This is a genomic window from Noviherbaspirillum sp., from assembly GCF_035654295.1.
Lineage (GTDB): Bacteria > Pseudomonadota > Gammaproteobacteria > Burkholderiales > Burkholderiaceae_D > Noviherbaspirillum.
Genome location: NZ_DASRXF010000009.1, coordinates 1 through 14,677 on the forward strand (window position 1 = coordinate 1; position 14,677 = coordinate 14,677).

General features: G+C 65.1%; 11 protein-coding genes. 5 read left to right on the forward strand and 6 right to left on the reverse strand.

What is annotated here, in order from left to right; all coding sequences use genetic code 11:
- The first annotated feature begins 236 nt into the window (after nt 1–236).
- The gene (locus VFF99_RS00775) at nt 237–1,871 is read left to right on the forward strand and encodes a catalase (RefSeq protein WP_325014070.1); all 1,635 of its coding nucleotides are present in this window, start codon (nt 237–239) and stop codon (nt 1,869–1,871) included.
- Nucleotides 1,872–1,941: 70 nt separating this feature from the next.
- Here VFF99_RS00775 and VFF99_RS00780 read toward each other — a convergent pair whose 3' ends face one another.
- Nucleotides 1,942–2,865 (reverse strand): Tim44-like domain-containing protein, encoded by a 924-nt coding sequence (locus tag VFF99_RS00780; RefSeq protein ID WP_325014072.1) that lies wholly within the window; start codon nt 2,863–2,865, stop codon nt 1,942–1,944.
- 203 nt (nt 2,866–3,068) lie between these two features.
- On the opposite strand from VFF99_RS00780, the gene VFF99_RS00785 reads away from it, so the two are divergent.
- From VFF99_RS00785 to VFF99_RS00800, 4 genes are all read left to right on the forward strand, one after another.
- The gene (locus VFF99_RS00785) at nt 3,069–3,959 is read left to right on the forward strand and encodes a Ku protein (protein WP_325014074.1); all 891 of its coding nucleotides are present in this window, start codon (nt 3,069–3,071) and stop codon (nt 3,957–3,959) included.
- 3 nt (nt 3,960–3,962) lie between these two features.
- The gene (ligD, locus tag VFF99_RS00790) at nt 3,963–6,464 is read left to right on the forward strand and encodes a DNA ligase D (RefSeq protein WP_325014075.1); all 2,502 of its coding nucleotides are present in this window, start codon (nt 3,963–3,965) and stop codon (nt 6,462–6,464) included.
- An 81-nt stretch (nt 6,465–6,545) separates the two neighbouring features.
- The gene (locus VFF99_RS00795) at nt 6,546–7,277 is read left to right on the forward strand and encodes a type 1 glutamine amidotransferase domain-containing protein (protein WP_325014077.1); all 732 of its coding nucleotides are present in this window, start codon (nt 6,546–6,548) and stop codon (nt 7,275–7,277) included.
- A gap of 104 nt (nt 7,278–7,381) precedes the next feature.
- The gene (locus tag VFF99_RS00800) at nt 7,382–7,675 is read left to right on the forward strand and encodes a hypothetical protein (RefSeq protein ID WP_325014079.1); all 294 of its coding nucleotides are present in this window, start codon (nt 7,382–7,384) and stop codon (nt 7,673–7,675) included.
- On the opposite strand, the gene VFF99_RS00805 is transcribed toward VFF99_RS00800, so the two are convergent.
- From VFF99_RS00805 to VFF99_RS00825, 5 genes are all read right to left on the reverse strand, one after another.
- On the reverse strand, nt 7,647–8,027 hold the full coding sequence (locus VFF99_RS00805) for a hypothetical protein (RefSeq protein ID WP_325014081.1): 381 nt from the start codon (nt 8,025–8,027) through the stop codon (nt 7,647–7,649). The two genes, VFF99_RS00800 and VFF99_RS00805, sit on opposite strands and share 29 nt — an antisense overlap.
- Nucleotides 8,028–8,081: 54 nt before the next feature.
- Nucleotides 8,082–8,786, reverse strand: coding sequence for an MgtC/SapB family protein (locus VFF99_RS00810; RefSeq protein ID WP_325014083.1), 705 nt, complete (start codon nt 8,784–8,786; stop codon nt 8,082–8,084).
- A 77-nt stretch (nt 8,787–8,863) separates the two neighbouring features.
- Nucleotides 8,864–10,393: a response regulator gene (locus VFF99_RS00815; protein ID WP_325014085.1), complete on the reverse strand. Its 1,530-nt coding sequence runs from the start codon at nt 10,391–10,393 to the stop codon at nt 8,864–8,866.
- Nucleotides 10,383–11,888, reverse strand: a complete 1,506-nt coding sequence (locus VFF99_RS00820; protein WP_325014086.1) for an ATPase domain-containing protein — start codon at nt 11,886–11,888, stop codon at nt 10,383–10,385. Before VFF99_RS00820 ends, VFF99_RS00815 begins: the two co-directional genes overlap by 11 nt.
- 80 nt (nt 11,889–11,968) lie before the next feature.
- Nucleotides 11,969–14,653: a bifunctional diguanylate cyclase/phosphodiesterase gene (locus tag VFF99_RS00825; RefSeq protein WP_325014088.1), complete on the reverse strand. Its 2,685-nt coding sequence runs from the start codon at nt 14,651–14,653 to the stop codon at nt 11,969–11,971.
- Nucleotides 14,654–14,677: the final 24 nt, after the last annotated feature.

The window sequence follows — 14,677 nt, forward strand, 5'->3', positions numbered from 1 at the left end:
GGAACCTGCTGCGCGATGCGGGTTGCGACTACGGGCAGGGTTTTCTCTACGCGGCGCCGGCGCCGGCGGACGAATTCGAACGCATGCTGGCGCGGAGCAGGGAGGCTTTCCGGCAGTAAAAAATTCCGGCGCGACGGCTATCGAGAGGATTGAAAGCTTCAAATGCAAAAGCCGAAACAATCGCTGGCCGCGCGGGTCAACGCTTTTCCCCCATCATCCGGTACGGAAGGAATGTCATGAAGGACAAGCAGACCAAGCAGGGCAAGCAGGACGAACGTCCCGTCCTGACGACGCGCCAGGGGCATCCGGTGAGCGACAACCAATCGCTGCGTTCGGTCGGCGAGCGCGGCCCGGCGACGCTGGAGAACTACCAGTTCATCGAAAAGATCACGCACTTCGACCGCGAACGCATCCCCGAACGCGTGGTGCACGCACGCGGCACCGGGGCGCATGGATGGTTCGAAGCCTACGGCAAGATCGGCAACGAGCCGGCCGAGAAATACACCCGCGCCAAGGTGCTGACGCAGACCGGCGTGCGTACGCCGGTATTCGTGCGCTTCTCTACCGTGATCGGCGGCAAGGATTCGCCCGAGACCGCGCGCGATCCGCGCGGCTTCGCCGTCAAGCTGAAGACGGTGGACGGCAATTGGGACTTGGTCGGCAACAACCTGAAAGTCTTCTTCATCCGCGACGCGATCAAGTTCCCCGACATGATCCACGCGTTCAAGCCCGATCCCGTCACCAACCGCCAGGAACCGTGGCGCTTCTACGACTTCGTTTCGCAGACGCCGGAAGCGCTGCACATGGTGACCTGGGTGAAGAGCCCCTGGGGCATCCCGGCCAACTACCGGGAAATGGAAGGTTCGGGCGTCAATACCTACAAGCTGGTCAATGACCAGGGCGTCGCCCATCTCGTGAAATTCCACTGGCAGCCGAAGCAGGGCGTGCGCAACCTGACGGCGGCGCAGGCAGCCGAAATCCAGGCGCACGATGTCGGCCACGCCACGAAGGACCTGTACGACGCCATCGGGCGCGGCGACTTCCCGGAATGGGAATTCTGCGTGCAACTGATGAGCGACGGCGAGCATCCCGAGCTGGACTTCGATCCGCTCGACGACACCAAGCGCTGGCCGGAAGACAAGTTCCCGCTGCTGCCGGTCGGCCGCATGGTGCTCGACCGCAATCCCGACAACGTATTCGCAGAATCGGAACAGTCCGCCTTCGGCACCGGGGTACTGGTCGACGGCGTCGATTTTTCCGACGACAAGATGCTGCAGGGACGCACGCTGTCCTACTCGGACACGCAGCGCTACCGTGTCGGCCCGAACTACCTGCAACTGCCGGTCAACGCTCCTCAGGAGAAGGCCCGCGCGAAGACTAACCAGCGCGACGGCCAGATGGCCTACTACGTCGACGACGGCGGCGAGAACAAGCACATCAACTACGAACCGAGCATGATGGGCGGCATGAAGGAAGCGCCCAAGCCGGCAAAGGAATACCACCAGTGGGTGGAAGGCCACCTCGGCCGCTACGAGACCACGCGCACCGCCGACGACTACAAGCAGGCGGGAGAACGCTACCGGACCTTCGAAGACTGGGAACGCGATGAACTCGTCAACAACATCGGCGGCGACCTGAAACAGTGCCCCGAACCGATCCAGCTGCGCATGATCTGGCACCTGTGGCATTGCGACGAGGACTACGGCAAGCGCGTTGCCGAGATCGCCGGTGTGCGCCTGGAAAAGGCGCTCGACCTGCCGCCGCTGCCGGGCAAGCCGGCGCCGCATCAGAAGCGCTCCGCGTCCACCTTTACCAGCGGCAAGCAGGAGGCAGCGGCAAAGGCACCGGAAGGCGCGCCGGCGGCGAAGTGAGCCATCCATCGCGCATAAAAAAAGGGGCTGGTCGCCCAGCCCCTTCTTCACACCACGTGCAGGTGTCGGATCAGCTTTCCTGCTGAATACCCGCCAGCACCCATCCGCCATTGCCGGAGGCCGGCTTGGACAGGTTCCACACTTCGGTGAACGGCTCCGCCGGTGCATTTTCCGCTTCGCGGATCATGCCGGTGAAGCGCACGCTTGCCAGGTGCTCGTCGCCGACGGTTTCGATGCCCAGCATCTGTGCGTCGAGCGACACCACGTCGGTGTGGTTCGGCGAAGCGCCGCGCTCCAGCAGTTGCTGCTTCATTTCCGCGAACATTTCCGGCGAAGTGAATTCGCGCAGATCGTTCACGTCGGCCTTGTCCCATGCCGCTTGCAGGCGGATGAAGTAGGTCTTCGCATGGCGCAGGAAGCCGGTGGTGTCGAAGTCGGCCGGAACGCCCCAAGGCGCGTCGTTCACTGCCGCAGAACCAGCGGCGGCGGCGGACGGCGACTGCAGCGCGGCCGGCTCGATGCGCGAGCCGATGTCAGGCGTCGCAAAGCCTGAGCCCGAACCCGCGGCTGCCGGCTGGAACGCGCTCTTTGCCTGCGCGCCGTTCTGCTTGCGGGTCAGCATGCGGTAGATGAAGTAAGCCGCAGCTGCCAGCAGGCCGACCATCAGGATGGTGCTGATCATGCCTGCCAGTGCGCCGCCGATGCCGAGGTGCGAGAGCAGCGCGCCGAGGCCGAGGCCGAGCAGAGCGCCGCCGAGCAGGCCTTTCCACATGCTGGGCTTGGCTGCCGGGGCGGGCGCTGCCGCGGGTGCAGCCGGCTTGGCTGCCGCGGGTGCGGCTTGCTGGTTCTGCATCGGCGCAGCCTGCTGGCGGCTGACGCTCTGCGACTGCTTGCCGAATGAGCCGCCACCGCCCATGCGCTTCGCCTGTGCTTCGGACACGACAACCGACAGCGCGCTGACAGCGACCATCAGGGTGACCAAGAATTTCTTCATGTTTCCTCCGAGAGTTGAAATATGTGCGCAAGTTTGGAGCCTCGCGCGACATCCAACATGGTAGGGGCTGCGCCCCATTATAAAAAGCGAATAAATCATGAATATTGCTTCGCTAAAACCTGATATACCCTGTTTCGAACTTGCGCAGGCGATGCATGTCGAACCATTAATATTGCCAACTGATCAAGCGAAGGACGGGCGTCATGGCACGAACCATGTGGAAAGGCGCAATCAGCTTCGGGCTGCTGCACGCACCTGTCGGGCTCTATCCCGCCTCGAAACAGGACGAGATCGACTTCGACTGGCTGCATCGCACATCGCTCAAGCCGGTCGGCTACAAGCGGGTGGTGAAGGAGTCCGGCGAGGAAGTCGGCAAGGATGACATCGTCAAGGCGGTCAAGTACGAGGACCAGTACGTGGTGCTCTCGGACGAGGAAATCAAGGCGGCCAACGTGAAGTCCACGCACACCATCGACATCGTCGGCTTCACCGAGGCGGAGGATGTGAATTTCCTGTTCTTCGAAACGCCCTACTACCTCGCGCCCGCGAAGGGCGGCGAAAAGGTGTACGCGCTGCTGCGTGAAGCGCTGCTGAAGACGCGCAAGATCGGCGTGGCGCTGGTGGTGCTGCACAACAAGCAGCATCTCGCGGCATTGATCGCCACGCCGAAGGCCATCGTGCTCAATACGCTGCGCTGGGCGACCGAGGTGCGCAGCCCCGACGAGCTCGACCTGCCGGAAGAAGGCTTGAAGGGCGTCGCGCTCAAGCCGAAGGAATTACAGATGGCGACGCAGCTGATCGAAAGCATGACCGAGAAATGGCAGCCCGAGCAGTTCAAGGACACCTTCCGCGACGACATCATGAAGATGGTCAGGCAGAAGGTCGACGCCGGCATGGCGACCGAGATCACCGACGTGAAGATCGACGAACCGGAAGAGACCAGCAACGTGGTCGACCTCACCGAGCTGCTGCGCAAGAGCCTGCAGGGCAGGACGCCGCCGGCACCGCGCAAGGCCGCCGCGCCGAAGAAGGAAAAGGCGCCGCCGCCCGCCCGCAAGCGCGCCAACACGCGCGGCTCGAAAGCGGTGCATTAAGCCATGCCGGGCAAGCTGTCGGACTATCACGCCAAGCGCAACTTCCGGGTCACACCCGAGCCGCGCGGCGAAGTAGGGGCGCCCGCCGAGCGCCTGCGCTTCGTGGTGCAGAAGCACCACGCGCGCAAGCTGCACTACGACTTCCGCCTGGAGTTCGACGGCACCCTCAAGAGCTGGGCCGTGCCCAAGGGGCCGAGCCTCGATCCGGCCGACAAGCGGCTGGCGGTGCATGTCGAAGACCATCCGCTGGACTACATCGACTTCGAAGGCGATATCCCCGAGAAGCAGTACGGCGCCGGCCATGTCGACGTGTGGGACATCGGCACTTGGGAACCGCTGGGCGATCCGGTGGCCGCCTACAAGGCCGGCAAGATGAAGTTCCGCCTCGACGGCGAGAAGCTGCACGGCGGATGGACGCTGGTGCGCACGCGCCTGCCCGGCGGAAGCAAGGAGCAATGGCTGCTGATCAAGGAAAAGGATGAGGCCGCGCGCAACGCCGCGGAATACGACGTCACCGAGGCCGAACCCCACAGCGTGCTTTCGGGTCGCGGCAAAAAACGCAAGACCGACGACGCTGCGCTTTCCCTGCGCAAGAAGTCGCCGCCGCCCGAGGCGCTCAAGCCGCAGCTGGCGACGCTGGTGGAAGACATCCCGCGCGAAGGCGACTGGACGTACGAAATCAAGTTCGACGGCTACCGCCTGCTGGCGCGCGTCGACGGCGGCGCGGTGCGGCTGCTGACGCGCGACGGCAAGGACTGGACCGCGAAACTGCCGGCGCAGGCCAAGGCGATCCGCGCCCTCGGGCTGGACAACGCCTGGCTGGACGGCGAGATCGTCTTCCTCGACAAGCAGGATGTGCCGAACTTCCAGCTGCTGCAGAAGGCGATCCACGACCATCGCAGCAAGGACCTGGTGTACTTCCTGTTCGACCTGCCGTGGCTGAACGGCCATGACTTGCGCAAGACGCCATTGCGCGACAGGCGCGCGCTGCTGGAGCAAGTGCTGGCAGCCACCTCGCCCGGCATCCTGCGCTACAGCGCGCCGCTTGCGCAATCGCCGCAGCAACTGCTCGACGGCGCCTGCCGGATGTCGATGGAAGGCATCATCGGCAAGCGTGCCGACGCCCCCTATGAAAGCCGGCGCAGCGATTCCTGGATCAAGCTGAAATGCCGGCGCCGGCAAGAGTTCGTGATCGCCGGCTATACCGAACCGCAGGGCAGCCGCCAGTTTTTCGGGGCGCTGCTGCTGGGCGTGTATGACCAGGGCAAGCTGCGCTACGCCGGGCGGGTCGGCACCGGCTTCGACCGCGATGTGCTGCATGACACGTACAAGAAACTGCATGCGCTGGAACAGAAATCCAATCCCTTCGAGCACATGCCCTCCGACGTGCGCAAGGCCGGCACGCACTGGGTGAAACCCCAGCTGGTGGCGGAGATTTCCTTCGCCGAGTGGACCGGCGAAGGCATGCTGCGGCAGGCGGTGTTCCACGGGCTGCGCATGGACAAGCCGGCATCGGAGATCCGGCGCGAGGAAGCGGCAAGCACCGCGGTCAACGGCAAGGCGAGGAAGCAGGTGGTTCCCATCCCCGCGCGCAGGGCCGCCGCGAGCGCAAAGCTGCATGGAGTGCAGGGGGTGAAGATCACTCACCCGGATCGCATCATCGATCCCGCCAGCGCCCAGACCAAGCTCGACCTCGTGCGGTTCTACGAGCGCGTGGCGGACCGCCTGCTGCCCTGGCTGCACAACCGGCCCGTCTACCTGCTGCGCTGCCCGGACGGCGTGACCGGCGAACACTTCTTTCAGAAACATCTCACCCGCACCTCCATCCCGGGCATGCGCATGCTCGATCCCGCACTCGATCCTAGCCACGAGCCATTGATGGTCATCGACAGCATCGAGGCATTGGTCGGGGCGGCGCAGATGGGCGCCATCGAGCTGCACACCTGCAATGCGACGGCGGACAGGATAGACCGCCCCGACTGCATGGTGTTCGACCTCGATCCCGATCCGGCGCTGCCGTGGAAGAAGGTGGTCGAGGGCACGCACCTGGTGCGCGTGGTGCTGGAGGAACTGGGGCTGGAGAGCTTCCTCAAGACCAGCGGCGGCAAGGGCCTGCACGTGGTCGTGCCGCTCGTACGCCGTCATTCCTGGGACGAGATGTCCGCCTTCTCGCAGGCCGTCGCCCGCCATCTCGCCGCGACCTTGCCCAAACACTTCAGCGCGCGGATGGGCGAGAAGAACCGGGTCGGGAAGATCTTCGTCGACTACCTGCGCAACAAGCGGCAGGCCAGCACGGTTGCCCCGTGGTCGGTGCGCGCGCGGCCCGGCCTGGCCGTGTCCGTGCCCATTTACTGGGAAGAGCTCGACGGCATCGGCAGCGCGGCGGAGTGGACGGTGGCGACTTCGCCGGCCTGGCTCGAGGAGCGCGGCGATCCATGGGAAGACTTTGCCCGCACGCGGCAGACGCTGGGCAAGGCCATGCGCAACAAGCTGGGCCTGGATTGATCATCGGAAATCCGAACTAATCCGTCCCTTCCGCGCTCTGATCCTCCTGATTCCCGACCAGAGCATAACGAAGGAGCGACCATGTTTGAACGAACCACACTGAATGGCCGCCGTATCGCCGTACTGGCGGCGGACGGCTTTGAAAAAATCGAACTCACGATGCCGGTGAAGGCGCTCGAAGCCAAGGGAGCGGAGGTCGACATCATTTCCCTGCGTCCCGGCAGCATCCGCGGCGTCAACCTGCATGAACCGGCGAGCCGCGTGAAGGTCAGCCGCACGCTGGACGAGGCCGATCCGGGCGACTACGACGCACTTCTGATTCCCGGCGGATTCATGAGTCCTGACCTATTGCGCCAGTCGGCGGCGGCACGCGATTTCGTGCGGGCGTTCGATGCCGCCCGCAAACCGATCGCCAGCCTGTGCCACGGCCCTTGGATCCTCGCTTCCGCCGGATTGACGCAAGGGCGGACCATGACGTCCTGGCCGGGCGTGCGCGACGACATGGTGAATGCGGGCGCCGTGTGGCTGGACCAGGCTGTCGTGCAGGACGGCAACTGGGTAACGAGCCGCGGCCCGCAGGACATGAAGCCCTTCATCAAGGCAATGACCGCGCTGTTCGCCGAAACCGCACCCCTCACCAGCGGGACGTCGTATTCGCTGTTTTCCGATCCGCAACGCCAGTCGCCGCCCGCACTGGTGACCACGGCGATGCGCCTGCTGCCGCGGCCCTCCCTGCGCACGCTGGTCGGCGTGGCGGTCGTCGGCGCCGGCATCATGGCGGCGAACAAGCGGCGCCAAGGCGCGCCACGATAAGTGCGGGCAAGCCTTGCTGCGTGGAATGCGAGCATAAGGGGGGAACTTCCCCCCTTATCGAAGAGTCAATGCACTCCCAAGTTTGTTTTTGAACAAGGAAAGCAATGACACAGGCAGCACGCACTATTTCTTACAATCCGAATCAACTTCTCAACACCGTCAACGCCCGCCTCGGCCTGCAGAGCGACGTTGCCCTGTCGCGCCGGCTCAAGATCGCGCGCCACGTGATCGGCAACATTCGCGCCGGCCGTCTCCAGATCGGCGGCTCCATGCTGCTGTGGATGCACGAAGCGACCGGCATCAGCATCGACGAGCTGCGCCGCCTGATGGGCGACCGCCGTGCCAAATGCCGGCCCAACGTCCGCCTCCCTATCCCTCGTGGCGACGCCACGAACTGAAATCGTCCACGTTGCGCGCGCCCGTCTTGTCCATGATGTCGGTCGCGCGCGCATTCTGCACATCGTCATCCGTATCCACCGTCAGCATGAACGTACCGCGCCAGACCGGCTCGGAATTGTTGTAGGCGTCGGTCCGTTCTTCGACACCGAGCAGCTCGTTGATCGGGCCGTCAGGCGGTCCGTTTCCCATGTCCTTGGCGTCGAGCACGCCGTTGCCCTCGACGGGCCCGGCTTCATCCAGCCGGCTGTCGAGGTGGACGCTGTCCGGCGTGAAGCCGGAGGCAAGCAACTGCTGGCGCGCATGTTCAGCGGAGGCGAGGGTGTCGTAGATCCTGACGAGTGTGCTGGGCATGATGTTCTCCACAAGTAGCATATGCCCGTCTGACTGCATTGATCGCAATGCGTTCTAGTCCCCCGTCGGCGATATCTGGAAGCTGCGCACCTGTGCCAGGTTGCGCAGGTAATCGGCAAGGATGGCGGCGTTGCGCTCGTCGGCGGTCTGCAGGACCATCCGGTATTCGAAGCAGGCGCCGTCGTCGGTGATGCGATAGCTCATGTTGGCGACGGTGAAACCGTGGCGGGCGAGGACGTCGCGCACCTGTTCCTCGGTCATCGCGTCATAGCGCCCGAAACGGATGGCATAGTGGGCATACGAATGCGAGGGCATGCGCGCCTCGATCCGGCGGAATACCGACAGCACACCGAGCGTGAGCACGGTGGCGAGGATCGCCGGGAAGTAGAAGCCGATGCCGAACAGGATGCCGATGGCCGAAGTCATCCAGATCGATGCCGCAGTGGTGAGCCCGCGCACGCTCAATCCTTCCTTGAAGATCACGCCGGCGCCGAGGAAGCCGATGCCGGTCATGATGCCCTGGGCCATGCGCGTGGGATCGGTCTGGATGATGCCCGCGGTCGTGCCGAGCCACTTGCGCTGGAACAGCATCACGATCATCAGCAGGCTGGATGCCAGGCAGACCAGCGTGTGCGTACGGAAGCCGGCGGGTCGGCCGTGATAGCTGCGCTCGAGGCCGATGACGCCGCCGGCAAGAACGGCGCCAAGCAGGTGCGCGACGATGACAAGGTAATCGGGGTCGAATGGATAGCCGGGCATGATGCATGCAGGATAGGCGCGATTGCCCCGGCGCGTTCTGCGCGACAACAAATGCAGTGAGGATAGCGGCGTTGGCCTCAGCCGCCCCGGCGCGCGAGGAAATCGCGGATCTTCTCGAAGCGGACCGGCTTGACCAGATGGTGGTCGAAGCCCGCATCGCGCGCCTGGAGCTTGGCGCTTTCCTGCCCCCAGCCGGTTACGGCAATGACGAGGATGTCCTTGCCGCCGGGCAGCGCGCGGATACGGCGGACGGCTTCATAGCCGTCCATCCCCGGCATGCCGATGTCCATGATGATGATGTCCGGCCTGGCTGCCTGTATGGAGGCGAGCGCATCCTCACCCTTGTATACCGCTTCGGCAGTGAAACCGTCGGCTTCGAGCAACTGCGTCAGCATGTCGGCGCCGTCTTGGTTATCGTCTACCACCAACACGCGGCGGTTGCCGGCGATAGGCGGTTGCACGGTCACGGCGGATGCGCGCTGATGCGCGCCATGGGCGACGATGGGCAGCGTCATCGTGAATTCGGTGCCGGTGCCCGGCCCGTTGCTGACAGCGGTGATCGTGCCGCCGTGCATTTCGATGAAGCGCCGCGCAAGGCTCAGACCGATGCCCAGCCCGCCCGTGCCGCGCGCACGGTTCTGCGACGGATCGCATTGCGCGAACATCTCGAAAATGCCGTCGATCGCTTCCGGCTCCAGTCCGATGCCGTTGTCCTTCACGCGAAAGACGGCCGTGTCGCCGCTCGTCTCCGCCCTGAGCGAAATGACGCCGGGCGCTGGGGTGAACTTGATCGCATTGCCCAGCACATTGGCAAGGCTTTGCACCAGCCGCACCGGGTCGGCGTCCAGCATGACGTCTTCCCCAGGCTGCGAAACGTCGAGCGCGTGCTGCGTTCCTTCCAGCAGCGGCGCGCAAATCTCCAGCGCATGCGAGATGACGGATGAAAGCGCAACCGGCTCGCGCTGCAGCACGATCTTGCCGCTCGTGATACGGGCCACGTCCAGCAGGTCGTCGACCAGCCTGGTCAGGTGACCGATCTGCCGTTCCACTACGTCGCGCACCTTGCTCACGCCGGATGCCGCCGGGTACATGAGCGAGAGCAGGCTCATTGCGGTCCGGATCGGTGCGAGCGGGTTGCGCAGTTCGTGCGCCAGGGTGGCGAGGAATTCATCCTTGCGCCGTTCCGCCTCGCGTGCCTGGTACTGGCGCTCGCGCGCATTGAGCGCCGACTGCACCGTGCTGATCAGCGCGCGCGTGCGCACCGGGCGTTCCAGCAGCGTGAGGTTGCGCAGCGTTGCCATCACCGTCTGCAGGCTGGGGGAGTCGGCGCCCTGGTGGGTGACGACGAGGACCGGGATGTCGGACCAGTGCGGCTGCCGGGCCACCCAGTCACCGAGCTGCTTGAGCGCGGCGGGCACGAGGGTTTCCTCCTGCGCCAGCAGCGCCCCCGCGCCGCGCTCGAGTTCGGCGAGCACTTCCTGCATGGTCTGGCAGATGTGGCACTCGATGTTGCCGGCGGCCAGCACGCGTTGAGCCAGCGCTGCGTCGCGCCCCGTCGGGGCGTAGACCAAGACGCGCGATTCGAGCGCCTGCCGTTCAGCCGGCATTGCCGTTTCCGGTGCCGTCTTGTGCACCGTCGCGGAAAGTCGGCACCCCGGTCAGGATGCCGTGGAACTGGCGCAGCACGGGGCCGACGTGGATGCCCCGGCTCGACATGGAAAACTCCCGCAACGTGCGTTCATGCGGTCCGCCGCGCTTCTTGAACACGGACACGGCTTGGCGCACCTCGCCATCCGCTTCGTAATGGCGCAGCAGCACAACATTGTCCGCGAGATAGCTTGCGTCGACACTGGCCACGCTGTTGCCGCCGATGAGCCCTTGGTGCACGCCGACGAGGACGGTGACGACGCCGCGCTGGCCCAGCCAGGTCAGCAGTTCATGCAGGTGGGTGGTCAGGAAACGTTCGTCCGGCATCGCGCTGAGGTAGCCGTTCAGGCTGTCGATGACGATCACCTTGGCGCCCCTGTCGGCGGCCGCGCAAACGCTATGCGCGAACTCGCCGGGCGGCAGCTCGGCCGGGTCGATCTGCTGGATGGTCAGCTGTTCCGACTCCAGCGCCGCGGCCAGGCGCATGCCGAGGCCCTCGGCACGATTGATCAGGTTATTGGCCGCTTCCTCGAAGATGAACATCGCCGCGCGCTCGCCCCTGGCGACTGCGGCGGACACGAACTGTGCCGCCAGCGACGACTTGCCGGTACCCGGCGGGCCGGAGATCAGGGTGCTGGTGCCTTCCTCGACGCCGCCGCCCATCAGCTTGTCGAGCTCCTCCAGGCCGGTGGCGAATTGTTCGCGACGGGCGGTCACCCGCGAAGTGGAGGCGACGAGGCGCGGGTAGGCCACGAGGCCGCCGCGGACGATCGAATAGTCATGCAGGCCGGCGCGGAATTCCACGCCACGGTACTTGCTGACGCGGATGCGGCGCCGGTCCGCGCCATATTCCTTTGCCTCCTGCACCAGCGAGATCACGGCATGCGCGATGCTGTGCACCTGCAGGTCGGCGTTGGACGCGGTGCGGTCGTCCAGCAGCAGCACGGTGCAGGCGCGGCTGGCGAAATACTGCTTGTAGGCGAGCACCTGCCGCCGGTAGCGCAGCGGATTGTCGGCGAGCAGCTGCAGCTCGGACAGGGAATCGAGCACGACCCGCGACGGCCGCACCGCTTCCACCGCGGCCAGGATTTCCTGCGTGGTCGAACCGAGCTCCACTTCCGACGCGTGGAACATCGTGTACTGCTCCTTCGGGTCGAGCAGGCTTTCGCTGGGAATAACCTCGTGGATCTGGATACCATCCATGGACAATCCGTGCGATGCCGCCACGGCGCGCAGTTCGACTGCGTTCTCGGCCAGCGAGATATAGAGCACGCGCTCGCCCTGTTTCGCGCCCTCGACCAGGAATTGCAGGCCGAAGGTGGTCTTGCCGGAACCGGGCTGGCCTTCGACCAGGTAGAGGCGGTCGCGGGTCAGCCCGCCGCACAGTATCTCGTCCAGACCGGGCACGCCGGTGGAGATCAGGGAATCGGTTTCCGTGTTCTGTTCTTTTCGCATTTGACGTCCTCCCTCCGTTGGGGCAGGCGAAATAATCCTGCATTTTGGCATGAAAGCATGGAAAGGAAGTGTGCCGCCGATCAAACCGGGAGAGGCCCGCGGCGCGGCGCGATTGCCTCCGGGAACAGGAAGCGCTTGAGCATGAGCGTGGCCATTTCCGAAGGCGGGACGGGCCGGGACACGAAATGGCCTTGCACCTCGTCGCAGTCGAGCGACTGCAGGACGTGCAGCTGCTCCGCGGTTTCCACGCCTTCGGCGACGATACTGATGTCGAGGGCGTCGGCCATCGACACGATCGCCTTGAACAGGGCCTTGCCCTCGTTGCCGTCATCGAGGGTGACGGTGAACGCGCGGTCGACCTTGAGCACGTCGACGTTCAGGCGCTGCAGCTGGGACAGGGAAGAGTAGCCGGTGCCGAAGTCGTCGACCAGCAGCTTCACGCCCAACCGCCGCAGGCCGTCCAGCTCACCGTTCACGGTTTCATCCTGGCCCGCCATGCAGGACTCGGTCAGCTCCACGCCCACCAGCGCCGGCTCCACCCCGTGCCGCCGCATCGAGGCGGCCAGCAAGGCGCTCACCTGCCCTTCGTTGAACTGCAGCGCCGAGACGTTGATCGACACTGGCACGACCGGCAAGCCCTCTGCCTTCCAGCGTGCGATCTGGTCGCATGCCTTTTCGATCACCATGCGGCCAAGCGTCAGGATCAGCCCGGTGTCCTCGGCCACCTCGATGAACTCGATGGGCGGCACCAGCCCGCGCTCCGGGTGCTGCCAGCGCACCAGCGCCTCCATGCTGCACAGCTTGCCGCTCACCGCATCCACGCGCGGCTGGTAATGGAGCACGAATTCGTCGCGCTCGATGGCCTGGCGCAGCGCCTGCTCGCGGCTGATGCGCAGGACCAGCCGGTCCGACAGATGCGACTGGTAGAACTGATAGCGACCCTTGCCGGCGGCCTTGGCGGCGTACATGGCGACATCCGCGTGCTTGAGCAGCGTCTCGCCATCCTCGCCGTCCTGCGGGTACATGCTGATGCCGATGGAGGCATGCACCCGGTGGCCGCTCGAATGCGCGACCGAGAATGGCTCGGCGAGTGCGCCGATGATGGTGCGTGCCACGCGCGAGACGTCATCCACGCGCCTGACGCGTTCGAGCACGATGGTGAATTCGTCGCCGCCCAGGCGGATCACGCGGTCGCTGCCGCGCACGATGGAACGCAGCCGCTCCGCGGCGGCCTTGAGCAACTCGTCTCCCGCGGCATGGCCGAGGGTATCGTTGATGTTCTTGAAATCGTCCAGGTCGATGAACATGACGGCAAGGCTGAACTGGTTGGCGCGCGCCTGTTCGATGGCGACCGGCAGGTAGTTGGTCAGCCAATGCCGGTTGGGCAGGGCGGTCAGCGCATCGGCGTTGGCCATGTTGGTCAGCTCCTGCTCATGCGCCTTGAGGTCCGAGATGTCGCGGATGGTCATCGCCAGCCCGGCGCCGGAACGCACCAGCTTGCGGTGCACCCAGGCGACCTTGAGCATGCTGCGCGGGGAGACGCGTACCTCGTCCTCGTAATAGCCCTCATCCATTGCCAGCCGCAGGCGCTCGAGCGCCGCACTTGCGTAATCTTCCGCATGCAGGTCGGTCACAGTCCTGCCCAGCAGCTCTGCCTTGTTCATGCCCACCAGCGCCGCCCCGCGCTCGTTGCAGTCGGCCAGCTGGAAGTCGACGATGTCGCCGCTGCCGTCGCGCACCGGGCGCAGCATGTAGAAACCTTCCTTGGCCGCGTCGACGGCAAGCCGATAGGTCTCCCTGACCTCGTGTTCCTTCTGGCGGCGCCATGCCAGGCGTGCGGAGAGCACCGTACCGATGCTGGCGAACAGAAACAGAAGCACGCTGCCCGCCGTCGCCACCGTGAAATAGCGGCGCGCGGTTTCATGGTAGGCGGCGTAAGCATGCTTTTCGGAAAGGGCAACCTGCGCGACGATCGGGTAACGATTGAGCCTGGACCACGCCACGATGCGTGACTGCCCGTCCTGGAACTTGTCCGCGGGCTCGATGGCCGAGCCCTGCGGCGACGTGAAGATCGGGTTGTTCTTGTAAAAACCTGGCGTCGATCCGCTGTGGCGGCGCGACTTGGTCGCGATCAGCGGACCGTGGGTGTAGCGGACGGAGACGAAATCGTCGGCATTGAGCATGCCTTCCTCGTAGAACGCGCCCAGGAAGGTCGGTTCGACGGCGACCATCGCCACGCCGAAGAATGCGCCGTCGACGTCCTCCAGCCGGCGCGTAAAGCGGATCACCTGTCTTTGCAGCCGCGGGGACGGCTCCGGCCCGCTGATCAGCAACCCGGGCTCGCCCGCCTTGTGCTCCTGGAAGGTCGCCTCGCGTTCGAAGGACATGCGCTGCTGGGTCTTCAGCGTGCTGGTGACGAGTTCGCCTTCCTTGTCGACGATGCTGGCATAGAGCATGGAGCTCTCCGGATACAGTCCGCGCTCCTGTTGCCGCTCCAGGTTGACGATGGAATACGGGTCTTCCCAGTCATGCTTGAGCCGCAGGGTGATCTGGTCGATGTAACTGACGGTGCGCTCCAGCTGGACGGCGTACGCCCGCGCCAGCGACTCCGCCTGGCGGACCGTTTGCTCGTGGACTTCTTTCCGGTCGTGTTCCAGCAGCGTGAGGACTGCTCCCCACAGCAGGCAGGCGAGCAAAAGTGCGGAGGCCGGCCAGAGGATGATGGCGCGCGCGTTGCGCCGCAGAAAACCGGCTTGCGTTGCCATTGCGGGCTTCCGGTGCGCATTCCG

Coding starts and splice junctions, on each gene's coding strand:
- VFF99_RS00775 (WP_325014070.1), top strand. CDS start 237: ATGAAGGACAAGCAGACCAAGCAGGGCAAGCAGGACGAACGTCCCGTC.
- VFF99_RS00780 (WP_325014072.1), bottom strand. CDS start 2,865: ATGAAGAAATTCTTGGTCACCCTGATGGTCGCTGTCAGCGCGCTGTCG.
- VFF99_RS00785 (WP_325014074.1), top strand. CDS start 3,069: ATGGCACGAACCATGTGGAAAGGCGCAATCAGCTTCGGGCTGCTGCAC.
- ligD (WP_325014075.1), top strand. CDS start 3,963: ATGCCGGGCAAGCTGTCGGACTATCACGCCAAGCGCAACTTCCGGGTC.
- VFF99_RS00795 (WP_325014077.1), top strand. CDS start 6,546: ATGTTTGAACGAACCACACTGAATGGCCGCCGTATCGCCGTACTGGCG.
- VFF99_RS00800 (WP_325014079.1), top strand. CDS start 7,382: ATGACACAGGCAGCACGCACTATTTCTTACAATCCGAATCAACTTCTC.
- VFF99_RS00805 (WP_325014081.1), bottom strand. CDS start 8,027: ATGCCCAGCACACTCGTCAGGATCTACGACACCCTCGCCTCCGCTGAA.
- VFF99_RS00810 (WP_325014083.1), bottom strand. CDS start 8,786: ATGCCCGGCTATCCATTCGACCCCGATTACCTTGTCATCGTCGCGCAC.
- VFF99_RS00815 (WP_325014085.1), bottom strand. CDS start 10,393: ATGCCGGCTGAACGGCAGGCGCTCGAATCGCGCGTCTTGGTCTACGCC.
- VFF99_RS00820 (WP_325014086.1), bottom strand. CDS start 11,888: ATGCGAAAAGAACAGAACACGGAAACCGATTCCCTGATCTCCACCGGC.
- VFF99_RS00825 (WP_325014088.1), bottom strand. CDS start 14,653: ATGGCAACGCAAGCCGGTTTTCTGCGGCGCAACGCGCGCGCCATCATC.